A 22436-nucleotide genomic window follows, 5' to 3' on the forward strand; every position below is an offset into this window, starting at 1 on the left:
GCGCGCCCCGCCCCCCCCCCCCCCGGGGGCCGGCGGGCCCCCCCCCCGGCGAGCGCGAAGCGCGGGCGTCACACCCCCGCATCCACCAGGTAATCAATGAAGCTGCGCACCTTCGGTGCCAGGTGGCTGCGGCTGGTGTAGACGGCAAAGATGCCGATCGTGGGCACGTCCCATTCCGGCAGCACGCGCACCAGGCGGCCATCGGCCAGCGCGTCCTCCAGCAGGAAATCCGGCTGCAGGATCACGCCCATGCCGGCAATGGCCGCTTCGCGCAGCACGTCACCGTTGTTGGCCTGCAGGATGCTGTTCACTGTCACCCGGGTTTCGCCGCCCGGCCCCTGCAGCGGCCACTGGTTGCCCGACGCCCAGTAGCTGTAACCGAGGCAGTCGTGCTGTTCCAGCTCCTGCGGCGTGTGCGGCGTGCCGCGCGCGGCCAGGTAGGACGGCGCCGCGCACAGGGTGATGCGGGCCTGGCCCAGCCGCCGCGCGATCAGCGCCGGGCTCGGTTCGCGGGTGATGCGGATGGCCACGTCGTAGCCTTCTTCGACCATGTCCACCAGGCGGTCGGCCAGGGCCAGGTCCAGTTCCACCTGCGGGTAGCGCTGGCGGTAGCCGGCCAGCAGCGGGCCGAGGCGGGCGATGCCCCAGCTGACCGGCGCGTTGATGCGCAGCGTGCCCGAGGGCTCCAGCGCCTGCGCACCGATGCTGGCTTCCAGTGCGTCGAACTCGGCCAGCAGGCGCACGCACTGCGCGTAGTAGGCCGCGCCCGCGCTGGTCGGGCTGACCCGCCGCGTGGTGCGGTGGAGCAGGCGGGTGGACAGGCGTTTTTCCAGCGCGGCCACCTGCCGGGTCACCCCGGCCGTGGACATGTCCAGCGCCTGCGCAGCGGCACTGAAGCCGTTGCGCTCGACCACCGCGACGAACACACGCATGGCGTCCAGGGTGTCCATTGTTTCGCCTTCTGCAATAAATACGGTCAGATCATCGTATTTATCGGCTCTGGTGAGCGCAATAAGCTGTGCTCACTCCTTCCGAGGTGCCTGCCATGTCCACCACGTCCCGTCCGCTGTCACCGCTCGCCCCCTATGCCGGCACCCTGCTGCGGCTGGCGCTGGGCGGCCTGTTCCTGGCCCATGGCCTGACCAAGCTGCTGGTGTTCACCCCGGCCGGCACCGCGGCCTATTTCCAGTCGCTGGGCCTGCCCGGTGTACTGGGGTATTTCACGATCGTTGCCGAGCTCGGCATCGCCACCGCCCTGCTGCTGGGTGTCTATGCGCGCTGGATCGGCCTGCTCGGCGTGCCGCTGCTGCTGGGCACCATCGTCACCGTGCACGGCGCCAACGGTTTCAGCTTCGCCAACAGTGGCGGCGGCTGGGAATACCCGGCGTTCTGGGCGGTGGCCCTGGTCGTGCTGTTCCTGCTGGGCGATGGCCGCTGGACCTTGCGTTCGCGCTGATCGCCCCCTGAAAGAATTCCTGGAGGTTCCCATGTCCCGCCTGCCTTCGCTGTACATCTCCCATGGTTCGCCGATGACCGCCCTGCATCCGGGCCAGGTCGGCGTGCGCCTGGCCGAGCTGGCCCGCGACCTGCCGACGCCTCGCGCGATCGTCATCGCTTCGGCGCACTGGCTCGCCCGCCAGCCGCTGGTCGGCACGCACCCGCAGCCGCCGACCATCCACGATTTCGGCGGTTTCCCGCGCGAGCTGTTTGAACTGCAGTACCCGGCCCCGGGCGACCCGGCGCTGGCCGAAGAGGTGGCCGGGCGCATCGCCGCAGCCGGCCTGCCGGTGGCCATCGACCCGCAGCGTGGCCTCGACCACGGTGCGTGGGTGCCGCTGCGCATGCTGCGCCCGCAGGCCGACATCCCGGTGGTGCCGGTGTCGATCCAGCCGATGCTGGGCCCGCAGCACCAGTACGCGCTGGGCCGCGCGCTGGCGCCGCTGCGCGAGCAGGGCGTGCTGCTGATCGGTTCGGGCAGCATCACCCACAACCTGCACGACTGGCGCGACTACCAGGACGGCAAGGAAGCGCCGTACGTGCGCCCCTTCATCGAATGGGTGGAGCAGCGCCTGGCCGCCAACGATCGCGACGCGCTGTTCGACTACCGCCGCCAGGCGCCGTTTGCCGAGCGCGCGCATCCCACCGATGAGCACCTGCTGCCGCTGTACTTCGCGATGGGCGCGGCGGGCGAGGGCGGCTTCGGTGCGCAGCGCATCGATGCGGGCATCGACGCCGGCATGCTGGCGATGGATATCTACCGCTTCGATGGCAGCGCTGCGGCGGTGGCCGCATGAGCGCCGTGCTGCCGATGCTGGAGCGCCCGGCGCAGGGCACCGCGCAGGGCCTGGTGGTGCTGCTGCACGGCGTGGGCAGCAACGAGCAGTCGCTGGCCGGCCTGGCCCAGGCGCTCGACCCGCGCCTGCACGTGCTGCTGCCGCGCGGGCCGCTGGTGTTCGGGCCGCAGGCGTTCGGCTGGTTCACCGTGCGCTTCGGTGCGCAGGGGCCGGTGATCGACCCGGCGCAGGCCGAACAGTCGCGCCTGCTGCTGGGTGAGTGGCTGGCGGCGCAGCAGCAGCGGCTGGGCGTGGATGCGCGGCAGACCGTGCTGGCCGGCTTCAGCCAGGGCGGCATCATGAGTGCCAGCGTCGCCCTGACCCAGCCGCAGCGGGTGAAGTCGTTCGGCGTGCTGTGCGGGCGCATCCTGCCGGAGATCGCCCCGCACGTGCCGGCCGACATTGCCGATGCCGGGCTGGACGGCCTGCTGGTGCACGGCCATGCCGACGACAAGCTGCCGTACACGCTGGCCGAATCCGCCGCCGCGCGCCTGCAGGCGCTGGGCGTGGCCCACCAGCTGCGTGGCTACCCGGTTGGCCACACGCTGTCGGCGGACATGCAGCGGGACATCAGCGGCTGGATCCAGCAGCGTTTGCTGTCGCTGCCCTGACGCGCATTCACACAGCAGGCCGCAGCGACGGCCTGCTGTGTTAACTTTTTTTCCAGTCTCCGGCGCACACCGGTTTTTCCCGGGCCCCACGCGCCGCTTCCTGGAAGAAGCATGCACACCATCGAAGTCGTCCTGGCGATGCTGGTAGCCGTTGTCGCCAGCGGTTACCTGGTTCGCGTCCTGCCATTCTCGTTGCCCCTGCCGCTGGTGCAGATCGCGCTGGGCGCGGTCATCGCCGGCGTGTTCAACCGCGGCCACGCGCTGGAACCGGAAGTGTTCTTCCTGCTGTTCCTGCCGCCGCTGCTGTTCCTCGATGGCTGGCGCATTCCCAAACAGGGCCTGTTCCGCGATAAAGGCGCGATCCTCGAACTGGCCTTCGGCCTGGTGGTGTTCACCGTCATCGGCGCCGGCCTGCTGATCCACTGGATGATTCCGGTGATGCCGCTGGCGGTGTGCTTCGCGCTGGCGGCCATCGTCTCGCCCACCGACCCGGTGGCCGTCGGTGCGATCGCCGCCAAGGCGCCCATTCCCAAGCGCCTGATGCACATCCTGGAAGGCGAATCGCTGCTCAACGATGCATCCGGCCTGGTCTGCTTCCGCTTCGCCGTGGCCGCGGTGATGACTGGCAGCTTCTCGCTGGCAACTGCCTCGCTGACCTTCCTGTGGGTGGCCGTGGCCGGCCTGGCGGTGGGCGTGGCGGTCACCTTGGGCGTGTCCACGTTCCAGCGCTGGCTGTGGCGCCGCTTCGGCGAAGAGCCCGGCGCGGCGATGCTGGTCAACCTGCTGATCCCGTTCGCGGCCTACCTGCTGGCCGAAGAAATCCACGCCTCGGGCATCCTCGCCGCGGTCGCCGCCGGCATCGCGATGAGCTACGTCGAGCTGACCGGCCGCGTGTCGGGCAGCATGCGCGTGCAGCGTGCGGGTGTCTGGAACATGCTGCAGTTCAGCTTCAACGGCATCATGTTCGTGCTGCTGGGCGAGCAGCTGCCGGGCATCGTCGAGCGCGCCACCACCACCATGAACGAGACCGGCCACCAGAGCGCCTGGTGGCTGCTGGTGTACGTGCTGGTCATCAACGCCATGCTGATCGCGCTGCGCCTGCTGTGGGTGTGGCTGTCGCTGCGCTGGAACCTGCTGCGCGCGCGCCGCCGCGGCCTGGAGCGGGGCGAGGCGCCGAACTGGCGCATCGTGGTGGCGACCTCGGTGGCCGGCGTGCGCGGTGCCATCACCCTGGCTGGCGTGCTGACCCTGCCGCTGTTCCTGCCTGATGGCAGCGCCTTCCCGGCGCGTGACCTGGTGATCTTCCTGGCCGCGGCGGTCATCCTGTTCTCGCTGGTCGGCGCCAGCGTGGCACTGCCGCAGCTGCTGAAGGGCCTGCAGCTGCCGGCCGATTCGGGCGAACGCAAGGAAGAGGACCTGGCCCGCAAGCTGTCCTCCAAGGCCGCCCTGGCCGGGGTGGAGCGCATGCGCCAGCAGCTGGTGATGAACCAGAACACCGAGAACGTACAGCTGTACAACGACGCCGCCTCGCGGGTCAGCCTGCTGTACCAGCGCCATCTGGAAAAGGACAGCGACGGCCCCGACGTGGACCCGGAGAAGGTGAACCGGATGGAGCAGGGCTACCGCCAGCTGCGCAGTGCCGGCCTGAATGCCGAGCGCGAGGAGCTGTTCCGCCTGACCCGGCGCGGGGTGATCTCCGACGAGATCTCGCGGCGCCTGATCCGCAACCTGGACCTGCTGGAATCGCGCAAGCGCGATTGACCCTGCCCTGAAACGTAGAGTCGAGCTTGCTCGACTGCTCTTTCCCAAAGCAGTCGAGCAAGCTCGACTCTACCGATCGCGCGGCGCGGATTATTCCGGCTTCTGGTCCAGGAAGTACGCCTCGACCTTGCCATTGACCTTCATGGTCATCGGGTTGCCGCGGCGGTCGCGGGCCTTGCCGGCCTGGACGCGGATCCAGCCTTCGCTGATCGAGTATTCCTCGACGTTGTCGCGCTCGATGTCGTTGAAACGCACGCCAACGCCGCGCTCCAGCGCCTTGGCATCATGGAAGGGGCTGGCCGGGTTGATCGCCAGGTGGTCGGGAGGGGTATCGCTCATCGCTTCATTCACAGTGACGGCCACCAAGGCCGGCTTCAGCGGCACAGGATAAACCGTAGAATGCCGGCCTGCCCCAAGGAGTGCCCGCCATGCCCGACAACAGCGATTATTTCGACTTCGAAGAAGACGCCCACGATTTCGACGAAGACGACTTCGAGGCGCGGGTCTGGAACCTGCTGGTGCTGATCAATCCGGGCGACGAGGAGCTGGCGCTGCAGCAGTTCAACCGCTGGCGCGAGCACCTGGCCGAGGACGGGCAGCCGCTGGAAGCGGACAGTGACTGGGTGCCGGCGCTGTTCACGGCCATCGCCTGGCAGTCGGGCTTCGAGGTGGAGCGTGATGACCTGGAATCGCTGCAGTCGGCGGTGAACGAGCTGTCGGCGCGCTTCAACCTGCAGCTGGACTGGGGCGGCGACCTGGATGACGAGGATTTCGCTGCCGACCTGGACGGCGTGCAGCTGATGTCCACCGCCTTCGACCGCCTGCGCGAGCACAACTACACCCTGTGGAGCGTGGATGCGGGCAGCGACGGCTTCACCGGCTGGATGGCGCTGACCCGCGACGACGACGCGCTGCTGGCGCTGTGTTCGCTGCTGAACCTGGAAGTGCGTCTGGGCAGCGACCCGTTCTGATCGGTAGCGCCGGGCCCAAACCCCATCCACGCATGGCGTGGATCTACTGGATGCATCCGACCATGCACCACCGGTAGCGCCGGGCCATGCCCGGCGGCTTCTCGCCGCGCTGCGCGCTCGCCGGGCATGGCCCGGCGCTACCCGTACCGGCCTACGGCCGGTACTGCGCCCGTGCGTTGGCGATCACGGCCTTCACCAGCTCGCGGTCGGTATGCCGGGAAATGGCGCGTGCGCCGAGGGCGATCGCCTGCGTGCGCAGGTCCGCGTTGACATCGTAGTGGGCGCCGCTGGCCTTGTTCTGGAAGGCCCGCGGCGGAATGCCGAGCTGCGCCGCCATCGCGTGCAGCTCGGCCAGGGTGTCGGCCATCAGGTGCGCCCAGCGCTGTCCGCGCCAGGGATGCACCGCGTCATCGACGTAGACCGCCACCGCCGCGGCCGGTTCAGGCCTGCGGCTTGCCGTCGGTGTCGGCGGCGTCGGCCGGAGCGGCCTCGGCGTCGGCAGCGGCTTCAACCACGTCGCCTTCAGCGGCGTCTTCGCCTTCTTCGGCCTGCTCGGTTTCGAACTCGGCCACCAGCTTGTCCAGGTACTCGTCAGCGGTCTGGCCGGCTTCGGCAGCCAGGGTGTCCAGCAGCTTCTGCATCAGCTCCGAATACTCCAGGTTGACCGTGCGGCCTTCCTTTTCCTGCACGTTGGACAGGTGCTTGAGCATGGCCAGCATCGGCACCGGGTTGTCGGCGTTGCCCATGGTCTGGCCACCGATGGCCAGCAGCCACTCGCGGCCCTGCAGGCCGATGGCGGCCACGGCCTGGCCGTCTTCGTTGGTCAGCACGGCATGGTTCTGCACCTGCTGCTGGGCATTCAGGCGCAGGAACGGACGCTTGGCCTGCTGCTTCTTGCGCTTGTCGCGCTTGGCCTTGGAGTTCTGGGACATGGGGTGGGGTCACCTGGAAAGGAAAGACCGCCATTGTACTGGGTGCCGCGCTGCGCGCTCGCCGGGGGGGGGGGGGGGGGCGGGCCCCCCCGCCCCCCCCCGCGCCGCGCCGCCCCCCCCCCCCGGCGGAGACCAATCAGGGGTCAGAGCCCTTTCCGGGGAAAAGGGATCCGACCCCGGCTCAGGGTGCTACCGCCGACGGCGCGGCCTCACCCTGCGCGGCCTGCACGTCCGGGTCGGCCACGGCGGCCGACAGCCCCACCTGCGGGCCGGCGCCAGCCAGGGCGGCTTCTTCGGCGGCCTTGGTCATCACCACGATGCTGATGCGGCGGTTGATCGGGTTCTGCGGATCGGCCTTGTCGAACAGCACCGAGGAGGACAGGCCGACCACGCGGGTGATCTTGCTGTCGTCCATGCCACCATCGACCAGCGCACGCCGCGCGGCGTTGGCACGGTCGGCGCTCAGTTCCCAGTTGCCATAGCCGCGCGCGGCCGAATAGGCGGTGATATCGGTGTGGCCGGTCAGGCTGATCCGGTTCGGCACGTGGTTCAGGTACTCGGCCAGCTCGTGCAGGATCTGCTGGGTATAGGGCTTCAGCGTGGCGCTGCCCAGGTCGAACATCGGCCGGTTCTGCTTGTCCACGATCTGGACGCGCAGGCCTTCCGGGGTCAGGTCCAGCAGCAGCTGGTCCTTGAACGGTTCCAGCGCCTGGCTCTTGCTGATCGCTTCCTGCAGCTCCTTCATCAGCGCTTCCAGCTGCTGCTTGTCGCGCTGCTGCTGGTCCACCGGCTGCGGCACGGCTTCCTTCTGGTTCTGGAAGGGGTCGTTGCTGTTGCCGCGGGACACATCGGTGGCGCCGCCCAGCTTGATCATCGAGGTGCTGGCGCCGCCCGGGCCGGCCATGCCCGGTGCGGGCGTGGGGCTCTGCCCGGCCAGCGGGCTGGGGTTGCGGAAGTATTCGGAGATCGCCGCGCGCTCGGGCTTGCTGGTGCTGGCCATCAGCCACAGCACCAGGAAGAAGGCCATCATCGCGGTCACGAAGTCGGCGTAGGCCACTTTCCACGAACCGCCGTGATGGGCGGCATGGCCGCCCTTCTTGACCCGGCGGACGATGACGGTGGGCTTGTTCTCGGCCATGGCTTACTTGACCGTCTTCAGGTGCTGCTCGAAATCGGAGAACGCCGGGCGCACGTTCGACGGCAGGGTCTTGCGGGCGAATTCCAGGGCGATCTTCGGGTTGTAGCCGCGCAGGCAGGCCAGCAGGGCGGTCTTGACCGATTCGTAGATGCGGCTGTCCTGCTCGGCGCGCGCTTCCATCGCCGAGGCCATCGGGCCGATGAAACCGTAGCCCAGCAGGATGCCGAGGAAGGTGCCGACCAGGGCGCCTGCCACGTGGCCACCCACTTCGACGATGTCGCCGCCGATCGAGCCCATGGTGATGACGATGCCCAGCACGGCCGCCACGATGCCGAAACCGGGCAGGCCGTCGGCCACCTTGTTCATCACCTGCGAGGGCGCCATTGCTTCGGCGTGGTGCTTTTCCAGCTCCAGCTCCAGCAGCGGCTCCAGTTCGTGCGGCTCGATGTTGCTGCCGATCATCAGGCGCAGGCAGTCGGTGATGAAGTCGATCAGGTGGTGGTCGGCCTGCACCTTCGGGTAGTTGGCGAACAGGGCGCTCTCGGCCGGGCGTTCGACGTGGTCTTCCAGCGACATGAAGCCTTCGCGGCGGGCCTTGTTCAGCAGTTCATAGAGCAGGCTGAGGACGTCGATGTAGTCCTGCTGCTTGTAGCGCGGGCCCTTGAACACGCCGATCGCCGCCTGCAGCGTCTGCTTGACCGTCTTGGCCGGGGTGCCGACCAGGAACGCACCGACGGCCGCGCCGCCGATGATGACCAGTTCGTAAGGCTGCCAGAGGGCACCCAGGCGACCGTGGGCGCCCAGGTAGCCGCCGAGGACGCTGATGATGACGACCAGGAATCCAACGATGATGAGCATGGCGCGACGCAAGGAGAGGGGATATCTCCTTGTCGGCCTGACACCGGTGTTTCTGAAGAGGGAATTCTGTGAAGTCGGTCAGCGGGGGTGATCAGCCCGCCGTTCCGGCCTCGGCGCCTTCACGCTGCAGGGGATTGGGCCACGGCTCGCCGTTGCCGACGAAGGAAAGTGAGACCGAGTTCAGGCAGTGGCGCTCGAAGGTGGGCGGCGGGCCGTCCGGGAACACGTGGCCCAGATGGCTGCCGCAGCGGGCGCAGGTGATCTCGGTGCGGACCATGCCGTGGCTGGTGTCGCGGATCTCGGTCACGTGCGCCGGGTCGTAGGGCGCGAAGAAGCTGGGCCAGCCGGTGCCCGAATCGAACTTGGTGCTGGAGCGGAACAGCGGCAGCGCGCACAGGCGGCAGCAGTAGACGCCCTCGCGCTTGTTGTCGAGGAACACGCCGCAGAACGGGGCCTCGGTGCCGTGCTGCAGCAGCACGCGGCGTTCCTCGGCGCTCAGGCCGGCCACCAGGGCGTCGGTCTGGGTGGCGGTGGGGGGCGTCAGGTCGAAAGCGCTCATGCCGGCTCCGTGGGGGTGTGGCCTGGGGATGCCGGCAAACGTGGGGGTGCGCGGCGGCCGTTGCAAGTGTGATGGCCATTCATGGCCGGCACACAGGCCCCGGCGCAAAGTCGAGCTCTCACACGAAGGAGCGTGCCATGACACCGCGTCTTGCCCTGTTGTTGACCGCCCTGCTGCCGCTGGCTGCCCAGGCCCAGGTGCCCACGTCCTCCAGCCCGACCGCCACGCGCAGCACGAACAGCGTGAACCCGCCCCCGGTTGCGCCGCAGGCGCCGCCGCAGCCCGCCAACCCGGCACTGCCGGTGCAGGTGCCGCGCCAGCCGGCGCAGCCGATCCGCTCGACCGGCCCGGCGCAGGTGGCACCGGCATCGACGCCGGCCACGCGGGTACCGGACAAGGTGTACGACCGCAACGGCCGCATCGTGCCGGGGGTGAAGCCGGCGGGCCCCAACCGCGTGTTCGATTCGCGCACCGGCCGGTACTACGACAGCGTGCCGGCGGGCGACGGGCAGCAGATCAAACCGTGAAGTGCGCCGTGGTGGGCCTGAACCCACGAAAACGACGTCCTGCCGATCACTGTTTTTTCGCCTGCGATTAACCGCGCCGGGACCACCGTGGCCCTGCACCGGCGACCGCCGTTGCATGTCCTTCGTCCACTGGATCGCGATCATGAAAAACCAGCAGAACCGTCATCCCGGCAAGGAGCAGCAGGGCCAGAGCCGCAGCCCGCAGCAGCAACAGCAGCAGATGGATGCGCAGCAGCCGCAGAAGGGCGGCAAGCAGCAGGAGCAGCGCCAGCAGGGGTCGCAGAAGCACCCGCAGCAGCGCTGACCGACGCCAGGGGTCGGATCCCGCGCAGCGGGCTCTGACCCTCACTTGCACCAGGGGTCGGATCCCGCAACGCGGGCTCTGACCCCAAACCCGGCCCAGCCGCTCAATCCGCGATCGGCAGCGCCCAGGTCTCCTTCACTTCTTCCATCACGATGTAGCTCTTCGATTCGCGCACATGCGGCAGGGTCAGCAGGGTGCTGCCCAGCAGCTTGCGGTAGCTGGCCATCTCGCTGATGCGCGCCTTCAGCAGGTAATCGAAATCGCCCGAGACCAGGTGGCACTCCAGCACGTTGGGCAGCTTCAACGCCGCGCGGCGGAACTCCTCGAAGATGTCGCCGGACTTGTAGGCCAGGCTGATCTCCACGAACACCAGCAGGCTGGCCTTCAGTGCCGCCGGGTCGAGGTGCGCGTGGTAGCCGGTGATGACCCCTTCGCGCTCCAGCCGGCGCACGCGCTCGGTGCAGGGGGTGGTCGACAGGCCGACCCGTTCACCCAGCTCGGTGAAGGAAATACGGCCCTCGGCCTGCAGGATGCGCAGGATCTTGCGGTCGATCTTGTCCAGCTCGCGCGGGCGTGTGGCCATGGCCGTCAACCTCCGGGGGTGAATCACAGGAAAACATCCTGCCTGTGATCGCTAAATCAGGCAAATCGTCTGGGAACGGAAGAATATACTTCCCCGATTATGCTCCCGGCGTGCTCAAACGCAGGGAATCATCGGGTTGGAGAGTTCCCATGCGAGTCCTCGTTCTTGGCAGCGGCGTGATCGGCACCACCAGTGCCTGGTACCTGCGGCAGGCCGGCTTTGAAGTCACGGTCATCGACCGCCAGCCCGGCCCCGCGCTGGAGACCAGTTTTGCCAACGCCGGCCAGCTGTCGTTCGGCTACACCTCGCCGTGGGCCGCCCCGGGCGTGCCGAAGAAGGCGATCGGCTGGCTGTTCGAAAAGCATGCGCCGCTGGCGATCAAGCCGGGCATGGACCTGGCCCAGTACCGCTGGCTGTGGCAGATGCTGCGCAACTGCACCCACGAGCGCTACGCCATCAACAAGGCGCGCATGGTGCGCATGTCCGAGTACAGCCGCGACTGCCTGAACGAGCTGCGCGCGCAGATCGGCATCGAGTTCGAGGGCCGCGACCTGGGCACCACCCAGCTGTTCCGCACCCAGCAGCAGCTGGACGCCTCGGCGCAGGACATCGAGATCCTGGCCCAGTACGGCGTGCCCTACGAAGTGCTGGACCGCGCCGGCATCATCCAGGCCGAACCGGCCCTGGCCCACGTCGATGGCCTGGTGGGCGCGCTGCGCCTGCCGCGTGACCAGACCGGCGACTGCCAGCTGTTCACCCGCCGCCTGGCGCAGATGGCGGCCGACGCCGGCGTCGAGTTCCGCTACGACCAGGACATCAGCGGCCTGGAGTTCGATGGCGACCGCATCACCGGCGTGCGCATCGGCGGCCGGCTGGAAACCGCCGACCGCTTCGTGGTCGCGCTGGGCAGCTATTCGCCGCAGATGGTGGCGCCGCTGGGCATGCGCCTGCCGGTGTACCCGCTGAAGGGCTATTCGCTGACCCTGCCGATCACCGACCCGGCGATGGCACCGACCTCGACCATCCTGGACGAGAGCTACAAGGTGGCCGTGACCCGCTTCGACAACCGCATCCGCGTGGGCGGCATGGCCGAAGTAGCCGGTTTCGACCTGTCGCTCTCGCAGCGCCGCCGCGAGACCCTGGAACGGGTGGTGCGCGACCTGTACCCGAAGGGCGGCGACCTGGCCAAGGCCGATTTCTGGACCGGCCTGCGCCCGGCCACCCCGGACGGCACGCCGGTCATCGGCGCCACCCCGTTCCGCAACCTGTACCTCAACACCGGCCACGGCACCCTGGGCTGGACCATGGCCTGCGGCTCGGGCCGTTACCTGGCCGACCTGATGAGCGCGCGCCAGCCGCAGATCAGCACCGAGGGCCTGGATATCTTCCGCTACGGCCAGTACGGCCAGGCCCCGCAGCAGGAGAGCCGCGCATGCGTCCTGCCCGCGCGCTGATCGACCTGGGCGCGCTGCGCAGCAACTACCGGCTGGCCCGCGAACTGGGCGGCGGCAAGGCGCTGGCGGTGGTCAAGGCCGATGCCTATGGCCACGGCGCGGTGCGCTGCGCGCAGGCGCTGGAAGGCGAGGCCGATGGCTTCGCGGTGGCCACGATTGAAGAGGCGCTGGAACTGCGCCAGGCCGGCATCCGTGCGCCGATCCTGCTGCTGGAAGGCATCTTCGAGGCCAGCGAGCTGCCCCTGGTGGCCGAGCATGACCTGTGGTTCTCGGTGGGCTCGGCGTGGCAGCTGGAGGCGCTGGCCGCCTTCGACAGCCCGCGCCCGCTGACGGTGTGGCTGAAGCTGGACAGCGGCATGCACCGGCTGGGCCTGGACGTGGCCGGTTTCCGTGCTGCGCATGCGCGCCTGTCGGCGCTGCCGCAGGTGGAGCGCATCGTGATGATGACCCACCTGGCGCGTGCCGATGAGCTGGACAGCGAACGCACCCACGAACAGGCCGCTACCTTCAAGGCGGCCATCGACGGCCTGCAGGGCGAGACCAGCGTGTGCAACTCGCCGGCCCTGCTGGGCTGGCCGGACGTGCGCAGCGACTGGGTGCGGCCGGGCCTGATGCTGTACGGGGCCAACCCGCTGCCGGACGACACCACGCTGACCGCGCGCCTGCGCCCGGTGATGACCATGCAGTCGAAGGTGATCGCCGAGCGCTGGATCGATGCCGGTGAGCCGGTGGGCTATGGCGCCCGCTTCGTGGCCAAGGCCCGTACCCGGGTAGGTGTGGTCGCGCTGGGCTATGCCGACGGCTACCCGCAGTTCGCCCCGAACGGCACCCCGGTGCTGATCGATGGCCAGCCCGGCGGGCTGATCGGCCGCGTGTCGATGGACATGCTGACCGTGGACCTGACCGCGCATGCGCAGGCCGGCATCGGCAGCGTGGTGGAACTGTGGGGCACGGCGCCGACCCTGGCCGAACTGGCCCCGCGCTGCGGTGTCAGCGCCTACCAGCTGCCGTGCGCGGTCAAGCGCGTGGCCCGGGTTTACCAGGAGTGAGGTGATGCCGGCCAGCGGCCGGCACTACCAGGATGCACGCGTCACGACCGCCGGGGGGGGGGGGGGCGGCCCGCGGGGGGGGGGGGGGGGGGCGGGGGGGGGCGGGCCCCCCCCCCCGGCGGCCTTTGATCAACGCGCGGCGGTCGCCTGCGTGGTCAACTGGCGCTTCACCCAGTCATCGATCAGGCGCTTCTCGAAGCGCAGCGGGTCGCTGTCGCTGCGCAGCCCGATGTTGTGCAGGTAGCCGCTGTCGCTCAGCTTGGCCTCGCCTTCGTCGACGATGCGGCCGCTGGCGTCCTTCAGCGTGTACTGCAGGGTGATGCGCGGCGGGTAGATGTCGCGCATGATCCGGATGCCGTCGGCACGCGGGCCGTGCCACGGCTCGTAGTCGCCGGCGCGCTTGATGTCCACCAGGGTCACGTCCAGGGTCTGCCCCGGCTGCAGCGGCTTGGCTGCCGTGGTCCGGATGTAGCGGGCCAGCTGCTGCACCCAGTCGCCGCGCTGTGCCTCGAAGCGGTTGGTGCTGCGGCGGATCTCGGTGAACGTGGCCGGATCGTCCCATTTCACGCTGACCGGGCCATCGGCCTGCAGCGCCCGCGGTGCCTGCGGATCGGTGACAGTGCGTGGCGCAGCGGTGGCGCTGCCCACGGCCAGGGCGCCTGCCAGCAGCAGGGCGGCGGAAAGCGAGCGGTTCATGGCGGTCTCCTGCGTCCCGTGATCGGGGCGGTGTCGGTTTACAGGTCGAGTGTGATCCTGCTGCCGGGTGCCAGCAATGGCCGATTGCGTCATATGCGACAGCAGTTGTCGCGAATTCATGGTCGTCAAGCCTGACTGACGTCGCTTGACGCTGTGAATACGCGCTCTGGAAGATGCTGTACCTCCACCCGGTCCGTCCCCCACGCCCTTGTCCACACTGCCGCCCCTCGCGGAGCGCCCGCCCTTGAAGGCGCCGGCGCCCGAACCCGACCTGCATCACGGCGTGCTCGAGCACATCAATGCCGGCTTCTGCGTGATCCAGGTGCTGTTCGAAGGCGAGCAGGCCGTGGACTATCGCTTCATCGAGGTCAACGATGCCTTCGAGCGCCACACCGGCCTGAAGGGGGCCCAGGGCAAGCGGATGACCGCGCTGGAGCCGCAGCACGAACGCGACTGGTTCCGCATCTACGGCGAAGTGGCACGCACCGGGCAACCGGCGCAGTTCGAGATGGATGCGCGCGCGCTGGGCCGTTCGTTCGCGGTGGACGCCGTGCGCGTGGGCGAGCCGGGCGAGGACAAGGTCGGCATCCTGTTCTTCGACGTGACCGCGCGCAAGCAGATCGAAGTGGAGCTGGGCGAGAGCGAGGCGCGGTTCAGCGCGCTGGCCGATGGCTTGCCGATGCCGGTCTGGGTGCTGGACGAGCGCGGCCATGCCCGGTTCGTCAACAGCGCCTTCAGCGAATTCTTCGGCGGCGACGAAACCCGCGTGCCGGAAGATGTCTGGCGTGGCCTGGTGCATCCGGACGACGCCTCGGTGTTCGAATACGAGCTGCAGGAAGCGCTGACGGTGCAGCGCTCGATGCATGCGCTGGTGCGCGCGCGGCGGGCCGATGGCCAGTGGCGCTGGCTGGAAATGAACGCACGGCCGCGCTTCTCGCGCATGGGTCGCTTCATCGGCCTGGCTGGCAGCAGCCCGGACGTGACCGAGCGCCGCGAGATCGAACTGGCGCGCGAGGAGCTGCTGCAGTCCGAGCGCGCCGCGCGCAGTGCCGCGGAAAACATGGCGCGGCTGAAGGACGAGTTCCTGGCCACGCTGTCGCACGAGCTGCGCACGCCGCTGACCACCATTCTCGGCTGGAGCGAACTGCTGCTGCAGCGGGTGGACAACACCAGCCCGCTGTTCAAGGGCCTGAACGTGATCGCCAGCAGCGCCACGGCGCAGAAGCGCCTGATCTCGGACATGCTGGACCTGAGCAGCATGCTGCTGGGCAAGGTGCAGCTGGAAGTGGAAGTGCTGGACCTGCGCACGCAGCTGGGCGAAGCCCTGGGGGCACAGGAGCCGGTGGCCGAGGGCAAGGCGCTGGATGTCAGCCTGCAGCTGCCCGACCAGCCCTGCCTGGTGCTGGGCGATGCCACGCGCCTGCAGCAGGTGTTCTGGAACCTGCTGTCCAACGCCATCAAGTTCACCCCGGCCGAAGGCCGCATCGAGGCGCAGGTGCGTGCCGATGGCGGCTACTGGACGATCACCCTGCGCGACACCGGCGACGGCATCGCGCCGGAGTTCCTGCACCATCTGTTCAGCCGTTTCCGCCAGGCCGATGGCACCACCACCCGCCGCCATGGCGGCCTGGGCCTGGGCCTGGCCATCGTGCAGCAGCTGGTGGAACTGCACGGCGGCACGATCAGCGCAGCCAGCGACGGCCATGGCCATGGCTCGACATTCACCGTGCGCCTGCCGCAGTACCTGCCTGATGCCGACCGCCGGCCGCTGCGCGAAGTGTTCAGCGGGCCGATCCTTGATCCGACCGTGGTCGAGCCGTATCCGCTGCGCGGCCTGCATGTGCTGGCCGTGGACGACCAGCCGGAAGTGCTGGAATACCTGCGGCGCATGCTGGAAGAGCAGGGCGCCAGTGTCTCGGCGGTCAGTTCGGCCGGTGAAGCGCTGGCCCTGCTGGCCGACAGCGGCCACCTGCAGTACCAGGTGATGCTGACCGACATCGGCATGCCGGGCATGGATGGCTATGGCCTGGTGCGCACGCTGCGCGAGGACATGGGCGTGGCGGCGACCGACCTGCCGGCGGTGGCGGTGACCGCGCTGGCGCGTGCCGACGACCGCCGCCGCGCACTGGCCTCGGGCTTCCAGGAACACGTCGCCAAGCCGTACTCGGTGGCGCAGCTGGTCTCGGCCGTGCGCAGCGTGCAGCCGGAACGCCGTGGCGACGCCTTGCACTGAGCACCCAGGAGATTTACTGATGTCCCGTATTGCGCCCCGCATCCACACCGATCCAGCGCAGATTGCCCGTCTGGAAGCCCTGTTGCCGCAGCTGGGGGGCGAATGGCAGGTGCAGCTGACCCTGCATGATGGCCGCCGCCTGCTGGGCACCGTGGCCGTGCGCCCGACGCTGCAGCAGTACCGCAATGAAGCGGGTGATGAGGGCAGCAACGGCCAGCTGCGCCTGGACGACTACGACAATCCGGTGCAGCAGCACCACGTCTGGCTGGATGAGATCGCCAGCGTCAGCCGGCTGCCGCCGAAGGCGCCGTCACAGGCGTGAAACGGTAGCGGCGGGGGGGGGCCCGCCGGCCCCCCCCCCGGGGGGCCGCCGGGCCGCGGGGCCCCCCCCCCCCCCCCACCCCGCATCTCAGTGTTCGAATACGGTCGGCGTTGCCTCGAACCGGCGCGCATAGGCGCGCTCGTCGGCCACGCGGGCCACTTCGTCGTCGGCCAGGTCCGGTGCCCCATAGACCGCATAGGCCACGCTGCCATCGGCGCCATGGCCGACCTGGTGCAGGCGGTAGCGCGAATGCCCACCACCGGTGTCCTCGGGGTAATGCACGGGCGGATGGCTGCCTTCCAGGTCCATCTCACTGTTGTCGACCACTCCACCGACGAACAAAGCGCGCATGCAGGTTCTCCTGGGGTTTGCTGGGGGAGCCTTTACCCTGAACGCTTCGATGTTGTCGGCGCATCAACAGCCCGTTGAACTTTCGCAAAGCGGCCCCCCGGGGCCGGCCCGGCGGGGGCGGTACAATGGACGGCCCTACGCTTGAAGTACCCGCGCCGATGGCCTCCAGCAACGACGCCCCCCTGCAGACCCTGCTCCTGCCGTTCAGCAACGGCACCCTGCACTGGCCCGACGGCCCGGTCGCCTTCCTCCGTGCCCGCGATGGCTGGCCGCTGCGCGAGATCGCCGGCAACCGCGAAGTGCACTGCGAGCAGAGCTTCGCCCCGTTTGCCGAGCCGCTGCAGCAGGCCGCCGGCTGGACCGTCAGCGGCCAGATCGACGATGCCGCCGGCAAGGGCCGCTACCCACTGGTGCTGGTGCTGCCGCCGCGCCAGCGTGAGGAAGCCCGCGCGCTGTTCGCCCGCGCCCTGGCCCTGGTGGCCGAGGGTGGCCGGATCGTCGCCTGCCAGTCCAACAACGAGGGCGCCCGCTCCGGCGAAGGCGACCTCAAGCAGCTGACCGGCCTCGGCGGCTGCCTGACCAAGAACCACTGTCGCGTGTACTGGACCGCGCCGCTGCAGGGCCAGCACGATGCCGACCTGGCCAAGCGCTGGAGCGCGCTGGACGCGGTGCGTCCGATCGTCGGCGGCCGCTTCCTCAGCCGCCCGGGCGTGTTCGCCTGGGACCGCATCGACCCGGCCTCGGCGCTGCTGGCCGAACACCTGCCCGCCGACCTGGCCGGCCGTGCCGCCGATCTCGGTGCCGGCTACGGCTACCTGTCGCGCGAGCTGCTGGAGCGCTGCCCGAAGATCACCGCGCTGGACCTGTATGAAGCCGAGCAGCGTGCGCTGGCCCTGGCCGAACTGAACCTGGCACCGCCGCCGCGCGCGCTGCCGCTGCGCTTCCTGTGGCGCGACGTCACCGCCGGCGTCGAGCCGGGCTACGACGTCATCATCAGCAACCCGCCGTTCCACACGCCGTCGCGCGCCGACCGTCCGGACATCGGCCAGCGCTTCATCGCCGTGGCCGCGCAGGCGCTGCGCCCGGGTGGCCGCCTGTACGTAGTGGCCAACCGCCACCTGCCCTACGAATACACGCTCAACGAGACCTTCGGCGCCGTGCGTGTCATCGCCGAGCGCGATGGCTTCAAGCTGGTCGAGGCGGTGAAGGGGAAGGGCAAGTGAAGCTGGTCAAGCTGATCGCCAACCTGGGCTACGGCAGCCGCAAGCAGGTGCAGTGGATGTTCCGCGAGGGCCGCGTCACCGATGCCGACGGCGAGGTGCTGTACGCCGATGACCAGGTGCCGCACGAGGCGATCCGGGTTGATGGCGAGCCGCTGGACCCGCCGGTGGGCCTGTCGCTGGCGTTGTACAAGCCGGCCGGCTACACCTGTTCGACCAAGGACACCGGCCGCCTGATCTACGACCTGCTGCCGCCGCGTTTCCGCGACCGCGACCCGGTGCTGTCCACCGTCGGCCGCCTGGACCGCGAGACCAGCGGCCTGCTGCTGCTGACCGACGACGGTGGCCTGCTGCACCGGATCATCTCGCCGAAGTCGAAGCTGCCCAAGGTCTACGAAGTGGAACTGGCCGAGGACCTGCGTGGCGACGAAGTGGCGCAGTTCGCCAGCGGCACGCTGATGCTGGAAGCGGAGAAGACGCCCCTGCTGCCGGCTGAACTCGAGGTGCTGGGCCCGCGCAAGGCGCGCCTGGTGCTGCACGAAGGCCGCTACCATCAGGTACGCCGCATGTTCGCCGCCGTCGGCAACCACGTGCAGGCCCTGCACCGCAGCCGCGTCGGCGGCCTGGACCTGCAGGGGCTGGACGAAGGCCAATGGCGGATGCTGACCTCAACCGACCTGGACACCCTGTTCGCTCCATGACCTCCCTCGCTGCGCTGTCGTTCCTCCCGGATGCCGTCATCTTCGACATGGATGGCCTGATGATCGACAGCGAGCGGGTGTCGATCGCGTGCTGGGGCGAGGCGGCCGCCGAACTCGGGTTGCCGCTGGACGCGACGTTCTTCGTGCGCATGGTTGGCCTGGGTGACCGTGACAGCCAGGCGCTGCTGCGCGGGCAGGGCGTGTCGGACGCGATGATCGAGGCGATGGCCGCACGCTGCCACGACCTCTACGAGGCGCGTACGCAGACCGGCCTGCCGTTGCGGCCGGGCATCCTGGAGCTGCTGGAACTGCTGAAGGCGCACGCCATTCCGCGCGCGGTGGCGACCACCACGCGGCAGCCGCGGGCCAACCGCAAGCTGGCCGCGGCCGGACTGCTGCCGTACTTCGATGCGGTGATCACCAGTGGCGACGTGGCCCACCCGAAGCCGGCGCCGGACATCTACCTGCTGGCCGCGCAGCGGCTGGGCCAGGCACCGGAACGCTGCCTGGCGCTGGAGGATTCACCGGCCGGCACGCGCGCCGCCGTGGCCGCGGGCATGACCGTGATCCAGGTGCCGGACCTGGTGCATCCGGATGAAGAACTGCGCGCGCTCGGCCACCGCATCGTCGGCTCGCTGGTGGATGCCCACGCCCTGCTGGTGCCGCTGCTGCCGAAATAACCGGTGGGTGCCGACCACCGCCTTGGTGGGTGCCGACCACGCCCTGGTGGGTGCCGACCGTTGGTCGGCACGCCTTCCAATCAAACGCGGCCGAACACCAGCGCTGCGTTCGTACCACCGAAACCGAAGCTGTTGGACATCACCGTGTCCAGCTTCTGCTCGCGGCTCTCGCGCAGGATCGGGAAGCCTTCCACCGCCGGGTCCAGCTCGGTGATGTTGGCCGAACCAGCCACGAAACCATCGCGCATCATCAGCAGGCAGTAGATCGCCTCGTGCACGCTGGCCGCGCCGAGCGAGTGGCCCGACAGCGCCTTGGTCGACGACAGCGGCGGCACCGCATCGCCGAACACTTCGCGGATCGCACCCAGCTCGGTCACGTCGCCCAGCGGCGTCGAGGTGCCGTGGGTATTGAGGTAATCCAGCGGACGGTCGACGTTCTGCAGCGCCATCTTCATGCAGCGCACCGCGCCCTCACCGGACGGGGCGACCATGTCGGCACCGTCGGAGGTCACGCCATAGCCGATCAGCTCGGCATGGATGCGCGCACCGCGGGCCACGGCGTGGTCGTAGTCTTCCAGCACCAGCATGCCGCCGCCACCGGCGATGACGAAGCCATCGCGGTCCTTGTCGTACGGACGCGAGGCGCTGGCCGGGGTGTCGTTGAAGCTGGTCGACAGCGCGCCCATCGCATCGAACATCACGCTCATCGACCAGTGCAGGTCTTCGCCGCCACCGGCGAACATGATGTCCTGCGCACCGTGGCGGATCATGTCCGCCGCCGCGCCGATGCAGTGCGCCGAGGTCGCGCAGGCGGCCGACAGCGAGTAGCTGACGCCCTTGATCTGGTAAGCGGTGGCCAGGCAGGCCGACACGGTGGAGCACATCGTGCGCGGCACCATGTACGGACCGACCTTTCGCACGCCACGGGCGCGCAGCAGGTCGACGGCACCCACCTGCCATTCGCTGGAGCCACCGCCGGAACCGGCGATCAGGCCGGTGCGCAGCGCGCTCACCTGTTCCGGCGACAGGCCGGCATCGGCGATCGCATCGCGCATGGCGATGTAGGCGAAGGCGGCCGCATCGCTCATGAAGCGCTTCTGCTTGCGGTCGATCTGCGCATCCAGGTCCAGGTCCACGCGGCCACCGATCTGGCTGCGCAGGCCGGCTTCGGCGTGGTCGGGCAGCGCGGTGATGCCGGCGCGGCCTTCGCGCAGCGCCGAGGAAACGGTATCCAGATCATTGCCCAGGCACGAGGTGATGCCCATGCCGGTGATGACGACGCGACGCATCAGAAGCTCCCGGTTTCAGTGAACAGGCCCACGCGCAGGTCGCGGGCGTTGTAGATCTCGCGGTCGTCCACGTACATGCGGGCATCGGCCTGGGCCATCACCAGCTTGCGGTTGATGACGCGGGTGATGTCGATCTCGTAGCGCACCAGCTTGGCTTCCGGCAGCACCTGGCCGGTGAACTTCACCTCGCCGCAGCCCAGGGCGCGGCCCTTGCCGGGCGCACCCAGCCAGGTCAGGTAGAAGCCGGTCAGCTGCCACATCGCATCCAGGCCCAGGCAGCCGGGCATCACCGGGTCGCCGATGAAGTGGCAGCCGAAGAACCACAGGTCCGGGCGGATATCCAGTTCGGCACGTACCATGCCCTTGCCATGCGGTCCGCCGTCCTCGCGGATTTCGGTGATGCGGTCGAACATCAGCATCGGGTCGTTGGGCAGACGGCCGGCGGCGGCGCCGAACAGTTCACCGCGGGCGCTGGCCAGCAGCTGGTCACGGTTGAACGCGTGGAGACGAGTCATGGAAAGCGCATTCCTGGAAGCGAAAACAAGGCAACAAGTCCCCGAGGATGCACGACGGTTGCAACGGGAATCAAACCGCCGCACCGTACGCGTGCGTAGTGTTTTCCCCGGGAATCACGCATCCCGTTGATGCACAACGACCATACTTCGCCGTCTGGACCGGTACGGTGCGGTTATCATGTCAGCCAACCATGAACGCACTGCGCAAGATCATCCACGTCGACATGGACGCCTTCTACGCGTCGGTGGAGCAGCGTGACGACCCGTCACTGCGCGGCAAGCCGGTTGTCGTGGCCTGGCGCGGCGCGCGTTCGGTGGTGTGCGCGGCCTCGTACGAAGCGCGGGTATTCGGCGTGCGCTCGGCGATGCCGGCCCTGCGTGCCGAGCGCCTGTGCCCGGATGCGATCTTCGTGCCGCCGGATTTCGCGCGTTACAAAGCCGTGTCACGCCAGGTGCGCGAGATCTTCCTGCGCCATACCGATCTGGTCGAACCGCTGTCGCTGGACGAGGCCTACCTGGACGTGACCGTGCCGAAGAGCGGCATCGAACTGGCCACCGAAATCGCCCGCACCATCCGCGCGCAGATCCGCGAAGAGACGAACCTGACTGCTTCAGCCGGCATCGCGCCGAACAAGTTCCTGGCCAAGATCGCCTCGGACTGGCGCAAGCCTGACGGCCAGTTCGTCATCCCACCGCAGCGCGTGGACGCGTTCCTGCTGACCCTGCCGGTGAAGAGCGTGCCGGGCGTGGGCAAGGTGATGGAAGGCAAGCTGGCCGAGCGCGGCATCATCACCTGTGGTGACCTGCGCAACTGGACGCTGCCGGACCTGGAAGAAAATTTCGGCAGCTTCGGCCGCAGCCTGTACAACCGCGCCCGCGGCATCGACGAACGCCCGGTGGAACCGGACCAGCAGGTGCAGTCGATTTCCTCGGAGGACACCTTCGCCGAAGACCTGCTGCTGGAAGACCTGGGCGACGCCATCGTGCAGCTGGCCGAGAAAACCTGGAACGCCACGCGCAAGACCGAACGCATCGGCCACACCGTCGTGCTGAAACTGAAGACCGCCCAGTTCCGCATCCTCACCCGCAGCTACACCCCCGACCGCCCACCGGAATCGCTGCAGGAACTGCGCGACATCGCCCTGTCCCTGCGCGCCCGCGTCGACCTGCCCGCCGACACCCGCTACCGCCTGGTCGGCGTCGGCCTCGGCGGATTCCGCGATAAAGAACCGGTCGTGCAGGGCGAACTGTTCGGGCACGACCCAAACAATCCAACAGATATCTAGTCATCCAACACTGGGGTCAGAGCCCGTTGCGTCGCAACGGGATCCGACCCCGTGCCGACCAAC

27 protein-coding genes are annotated in these 22436 nt (G+C 68.9%); 15 read left to right on the forward strand and 12 right to left on the reverse strand.

Annotated elements, in window-relative coordinates; translation table 11 throughout:
* Positions 1-68 precede the first annotated feature (68 nt).
* Positions 69-950 (reverse strand): LysR family transcriptional regulator, encoded by an 882-nt coding sequence (locus IAE56_RS14245; RefSeq protein WP_200752975.1) that lies wholly within the window; start codon positions 948-950, stop codon positions 69-71.
* A gap of 95 nt (positions 951-1045) precedes the next feature.
* On the opposite strand from IAE56_RS14245, the gene IAE56_RS14250 reads away from it, so the two are divergent.
* The 4 genes from IAE56_RS14250 (at position 1046) to IAE56_RS14265 (ending at position 4705) form a co-directional block, all read left to right on the forward strand.
* The gene (locus IAE56_RS14250; RefSeq protein ID WP_200752976.1) at positions 1046-1456 is read left to right on the forward strand and encodes a DoxX family protein; all 411 of its coding nucleotides are present in this window, start codon (positions 1046-1048) and stop codon (positions 1454-1456) included.
* A gap of 31 nt (positions 1457-1487) precedes the next feature.
* Positions 1488-2294, forward strand: a complete 807-nt coding sequence (locus tag IAE56_RS14255; RefSeq protein WP_108767590.1) for a class III extradiol ring-cleavage dioxygenase — start codon at positions 1488-1490, stop codon at positions 2292-2294.
* Positions 2291-2944 carry a phospholipase gene (locus tag IAE56_RS14260; protein ID WP_200752977.1) on the forward strand — a complete coding sequence of 218 codons (654 nt, stop codon included), beginning with the start codon at positions 2291-2293 and terminating at the stop codon, positions 2942-2944. The genes IAE56_RS14255 and IAE56_RS14260 overlap by 4 nt, the downstream gene beginning before the upstream one ends.
* Positions 2945-3055: 111 nt before the next feature.
* Positions 3056-4705 (forward strand): Na+/H+ antiporter, encoded by a 1650-nt coding sequence (locus IAE56_RS14265; RefSeq protein ID WP_200752978.1) that lies wholly within the window; start codon positions 3056-3058, stop codon positions 4703-4705.
* Between the two features lie 90 nt (positions 4706-4795).
* Here the strand turns inward: IAE56_RS14265 and IAE56_RS14270 are convergent, their stop codons facing one another.
* Complete coding sequence (locus IAE56_RS14270) at positions 4796-5044, reverse strand: DUF3297 family protein (protein ID WP_108767593.1); 249 nt, start codon at positions 5042-5044, stop codon at positions 4796-4798.
* An 89-nt stretch (positions 5045-5133) separates the two neighbouring features.
* Between IAE56_RS14270 and IAE56_RS14275 the strand changes: the two genes are divergently transcribed.
* Positions 5134-5676, forward strand: a complete 543-nt coding sequence (locus IAE56_RS14275; RefSeq protein WP_108767594.1) for a hypothetical protein — start codon at positions 5134-5136, stop codon at positions 5674-5676.
* A gap of 151 nt (positions 5677-5827) precedes the next feature.
* Here the strand turns inward: IAE56_RS14275 and IAE56_RS14280 are convergent, their stop codons facing one another.
* The 5 genes from IAE56_RS14280 to msrB form a co-directional block, all read right to left on the reverse strand.
* Entirely contained in the window at positions 5828-6103 is a 276-nt protein-coding gene (locus IAE56_RS14280) for a DUF4031 domain-containing protein (protein WP_150455149.1), read from the reverse strand.
* A gap of 13 nt (positions 6104-6116) precedes the next feature.
* Positions 6117-6608, reverse strand: a complete 492-nt coding sequence (locus tag IAE56_RS14285) for a hypothetical protein (RefSeq protein WP_108767596.1) — start codon at positions 6606-6608, stop codon at positions 6117-6119.
* Between the two features lie 181 nt (positions 6609-6789).
* Positions 6790-7746 carry a flagellar motor protein MotB gene (gene motB, locus IAE56_RS14290; protein ID WP_200752979.1) on the reverse strand — a complete coding sequence of 319 codons (957 nt, stop codon included), beginning with the start codon at positions 7744-7746 and terminating at the stop codon, positions 6790-6792.
* A gap of 3 nt (positions 7747-7749) precedes the next feature.
* Positions 7750-8604 (reverse strand): flagellar motor stator protein MotA, encoded by an 855-nt coding sequence (gene motA, locus IAE56_RS14295; protein ID WP_108767598.1) that lies wholly within the window; start codon positions 8602-8604, stop codon positions 7750-7752.
* Between the two features lie 91 nt (positions 8605-8695).
* Positions 8696-9163: a peptide-methionine (R)-S-oxide reductase MsrB gene (gene msrB, locus IAE56_RS14300; protein WP_108767599.1), complete on the reverse strand. Its 468-nt coding sequence runs from the start codon at positions 9161-9163 to the stop codon at positions 8696-8698.
* 137 nt (positions 9164-9300) lie between these two features.
* Between msrB and IAE56_RS14305 the strand changes: the two genes are divergently transcribed.
* Together IAE56_RS14305 and IAE56_RS14310 are read left to right on the forward strand one after the other, a co-directional pair.
* Positions 9301-9690, forward strand: a complete 390-nt coding sequence (locus tag IAE56_RS14305; protein ID WP_200752980.1) for a classical arabinogalactan protein 4 — start codon at positions 9301-9303, stop codon at positions 9688-9690.
* Between the two features lie 115 nt (positions 9691-9805).
* Positions 9806-9994 carry a lana protein gene (locus IAE56_RS14310; RefSeq protein ID WP_108767601.1) on the forward strand — a complete coding sequence of 63 codons (189 nt, stop codon included), beginning with the start codon at positions 9806-9808 and terminating at the stop codon, positions 9992-9994.
* A gap of 103 nt (positions 9995-10097) precedes the next feature.
* Here IAE56_RS14310 and IAE56_RS14315 read toward each other — a convergent pair whose 3' ends face one another.
* Positions 10098-10577, reverse strand: coding sequence for a winged helix-turn-helix transcriptional regulator (locus tag IAE56_RS14315; protein WP_108766941.1), 480 nt, complete (start codon positions 10575-10577; stop codon positions 10098-10100).
* Positions 10578-10726: 149 nt separating this feature from the next.
* Between IAE56_RS14315 and IAE56_RS14320 the strand changes: the two genes are divergently transcribed.
* Both IAE56_RS14320 and alr read left to right on the forward strand, forming a co-directional pair.
* Positions 10727-12031 (forward strand): D-amino acid dehydrogenase, encoded by a 1305-nt coding sequence (locus IAE56_RS14320; protein ID WP_200752981.1) that lies wholly within the window; start codon positions 10727-10729, stop codon positions 12029-12031.
* Positions 12010-13080: an alanine racemase gene (gene alr / locus IAE56_RS14325; protein WP_108767603.1), complete on the forward strand. Its 1071-nt coding sequence runs from the start codon at positions 12010-12012 to the stop codon at positions 13078-13080. The genes IAE56_RS14320 and alr overlap by 22 nt, the downstream gene beginning before the upstream one ends.
* Before the next feature lie 129 nt (positions 13081-13209).
* On the opposite strand, the gene IAE56_RS14330 is transcribed toward alr, so the two are convergent.
* The gene (locus IAE56_RS14330) at positions 13210-13776 is read right to left on the reverse strand and encodes a DUF3016 domain-containing protein (RefSeq protein ID WP_200752982.1); all 567 of its coding nucleotides are present in this window, start codon (positions 13774-13776) and stop codon (positions 13210-13212) included.
* A gap of 244 nt (positions 13777-14020) precedes the next feature.
* On the opposite strand from IAE56_RS14330, the gene IAE56_RS14335 reads away from it, so the two are divergent.
* Both IAE56_RS14335 and IAE56_RS14340 read left to right on the forward strand, forming a co-directional pair.
* Positions 14021-16009 carry an ATP-binding protein gene (locus IAE56_RS14335; RefSeq protein WP_200752983.1) on the forward strand — a complete coding sequence of 663 codons (1989 nt, stop codon included), beginning with the start codon at positions 14021-14023 and terminating at the stop codon, positions 16007-16009.
* Positions 16010-16028: 19 nt separating this feature from the next.
* Positions 16029-16331 (forward strand): DUF3247 family protein, encoded by a 303-nt coding sequence (locus IAE56_RS14340; RefSeq protein WP_200752984.1) that lies wholly within the window; start codon positions 16029-16031, stop codon positions 16329-16331.
* 87 nt (positions 16332-16418) lie between these two features.
* Here the strand turns inward: IAE56_RS14340 and IAE56_RS14345 are convergent, their stop codons facing one another.
* Complete coding sequence (locus IAE56_RS14345; protein WP_108767606.1) at positions 16419-16682, reverse strand: hypothetical protein; 264 nt, start codon at positions 16680-16682, stop codon at positions 16419-16421.
* 158 nt (positions 16683-16840) lie between these two features.
* Between IAE56_RS14345 and IAE56_RS14350 the strand changes: the two genes are divergently transcribed.
* The 3 genes from IAE56_RS14350 to IAE56_RS14360 are packed head-to-tail and all read left to right on the forward strand — an operon-like array spanning position 16841 to position 19283.
* Positions 16841-17905 carry a class I SAM-dependent methyltransferase gene (locus IAE56_RS14350; protein ID WP_200752985.1) on the forward strand — a complete coding sequence of 355 codons (1065 nt, stop codon included), beginning with the start codon at positions 16841-16843 and terminating at the stop codon, positions 17903-17905.
* Entirely contained in the window at positions 17902-18603 is a 702-nt protein-coding gene (locus tag IAE56_RS14355; RefSeq protein WP_108767608.1) for a pseudouridine synthase, read from the forward strand. The genes IAE56_RS14350 and IAE56_RS14355 overlap by 4 nt, the downstream gene beginning before the upstream one ends.
* Positions 18600-19283 (forward strand): HAD family phosphatase, encoded by a 684-nt coding sequence (locus IAE56_RS14360; RefSeq protein WP_200752986.1) that lies wholly within the window; start codon positions 18600-18602, stop codon positions 19281-19283. Before IAE56_RS14355 ends, IAE56_RS14360 begins: the two co-directional genes overlap by 4 nt.
* An 80-nt stretch (positions 19284-19363) precedes the next feature.
* Here the strand turns inward: IAE56_RS14360 and fabB are convergent, their stop codons facing one another.
* Complete coding sequence (fabB, locus tag IAE56_RS14365; RefSeq protein ID WP_200752987.1) at positions 19364-20572, reverse strand: beta-ketoacyl-ACP synthase I; 1209 nt, start codon at positions 20570-20572, stop codon at positions 19364-19366.
* Complete coding sequence (fabA, locus tag IAE56_RS14370) at positions 20572-21087, reverse strand: 3-hydroxyacyl-[acyl-carrier-protein] dehydratase FabA (protein WP_079220498.1); 516 nt, start codon at positions 21085-21087, stop codon at positions 20572-20574. Before fabA ends, fabB begins: the two co-directional genes overlap by 1 nt.
* 191 nt (positions 21088-21278) lie before the next feature.
* Between fabA and dinB the strand changes: the two genes are divergently transcribed.
* Positions 21279-22373, forward strand: a complete 1095-nt coding sequence (dinB, locus tag IAE56_RS14375; protein ID WP_200752988.1) for a DNA polymerase IV — start codon at positions 21279-21281, stop codon at positions 22371-22373.
* Positions 22374-22436: the final 63 nt, after the last annotated feature.

The sequence above is a fragment of the Stenotrophomonas sp. S41 genome, assembly GCF_016624625.1.
Taxonomy (GTDB): domain Bacteria; phylum Pseudomonadota; class Gammaproteobacteria; order Xanthomonadales; family Xanthomonadaceae; genus Stenotrophomonas.

Coding starts and splice junctions, on each gene's coding strand:
- IAE56_RS14245 (WP_200752975.1), bottom strand. CDS start 950: ATGGACACCCTGGACGCCATGCGTGTGTTCGTCGCGGTGGTCGAGCGC.
- IAE56_RS14250 (WP_200752976.1), top strand. CDS start 1,046: ATGTCCACCACGTCCCGTCCGCTGTCACCGCTCGCCCCCTATGCCGGC.
- IAE56_RS14255 (WP_108767590.1), top strand. CDS start 1,488: ATGTCCCGCCTGCCTTCGCTGTACATCTCCCATGGTTCGCCGATGACC.
- IAE56_RS14260 (WP_200752977.1), top strand. CDS start 2,291: ATGAGCGCCGTGCTGCCGATGCTGGAGCGCCCGGCGCAGGGCACCGCG.
- IAE56_RS14265 (WP_200752978.1), top strand. CDS start 3,056: ATGCACACCATCGAAGTCGTCCTGGCGATGCTGGTAGCCGTTGTCGCC.
- IAE56_RS14270 (WP_108767593.1), bottom strand. CDS start 5,044: ATGAGCGATACCCCTCCCGACCACCTGGCGATCAACCCGGCCAGCCCC.
- IAE56_RS14275 (WP_108767594.1), top strand. CDS start 5,134: ATGCCCGACAACAGCGATTATTTCGACTTCGAAGAAGACGCCCACGAT.
- IAE56_RS14285 (WP_108767596.1), bottom strand. CDS start 6,608: ATGTCCCAGAACTCCAAGGCCAAGCGCGACAAGCGCAAGAAGCAGCAG.
- motB (WP_200752979.1), bottom strand. CDS start 7,746: ATGGCCGAGAACAAGCCCACCGTCATCGTCCGCCGGGTCAAGAAGGGC.
- motA (WP_108767598.1), bottom strand. CDS start 8,604: ATGCTCATCATCGTTGGATTCCTGGTCGTCATCATCAGCGTCCTCGGC.
- msrB (WP_108767599.1), bottom strand. CDS start 9,163: ATGAGCGCTTTCGACCTGACGCCCCCCACCGCCACCCAGACCGACGCC.
- IAE56_RS14305 (WP_200752980.1), top strand. CDS start 9,301: ATGACACCGCGTCTTGCCCTGTTGTTGACCGCCCTGCTGCCGCTGGCT.
- IAE56_RS14310 (WP_108767601.1), top strand. CDS start 9,806: ATGTCCTTCGTCCACTGGATCGCGATCATGAAAAACCAGCAGAACCGT.
- IAE56_RS14315 (WP_108766941.1), bottom strand. CDS start 10,577: ATGGCCACACGCCCGCGCGAGCTGGACAAGATCGACCGCAAGATCCTG.
- IAE56_RS14320 (WP_200752981.1), top strand. CDS start 10,727: ATGCGAGTCCTCGTTCTTGGCAGCGGCGTGATCGGCACCACCAGTGCC.
- alr (WP_108767603.1), top strand. CDS start 12,010: ATGCGTCCTGCCCGCGCGCTGATCGACCTGGGCGCGCTGCGCAGCAAC.
- IAE56_RS14330 (WP_200752982.1), bottom strand. CDS start 13,776: ATGAACCGCTCGCTTTCCGCCGCCCTGCTGCTGGCAGGCGCCCTGGCC.
- IAE56_RS14340 (WP_200752984.1), top strand. CDS start 16,029: ATGTCCCGTATTGCGCCCCGCATCCACACCGATCCAGCGCAGATTGCC.
- IAE56_RS14345 (WP_108767606.1), bottom strand. CDS start 16,682: ATGCGCGCTTTGTTCGTCGGTGGAGTGGTCGACAACAGTGAGATGGAC.
- IAE56_RS14350 (WP_200752985.1), top strand. CDS start 16,841: ATGGCCTCCAGCAACGACGCCCCCCTGCAGACCCTGCTCCTGCCGTTC.
- IAE56_RS14360 (WP_200752986.1), top strand. CDS start 18,600: ATGACCTCCCTCGCTGCGCTGTCGTTCCTCCCGGATGCCGTCATCTTC.
- fabB (WP_200752987.1), bottom strand. CDS start 20,572: ATGCGTCGCGTCGTCATCACCGGCATGGGCATCACCTCGTGCCTGGGC.
- fabA (WP_079220498.1), bottom strand. CDS start 21,087: ATGACTCGTCTCCACGCGTTCAACCGTGACCAGCTGCTGGCCAGCGCC.
- dinB (WP_200752988.1), top strand. CDS start 21,279: ATGAACGCACTGCGCAAGATCATCCACGTCGACATGGACGCCTTCTAC.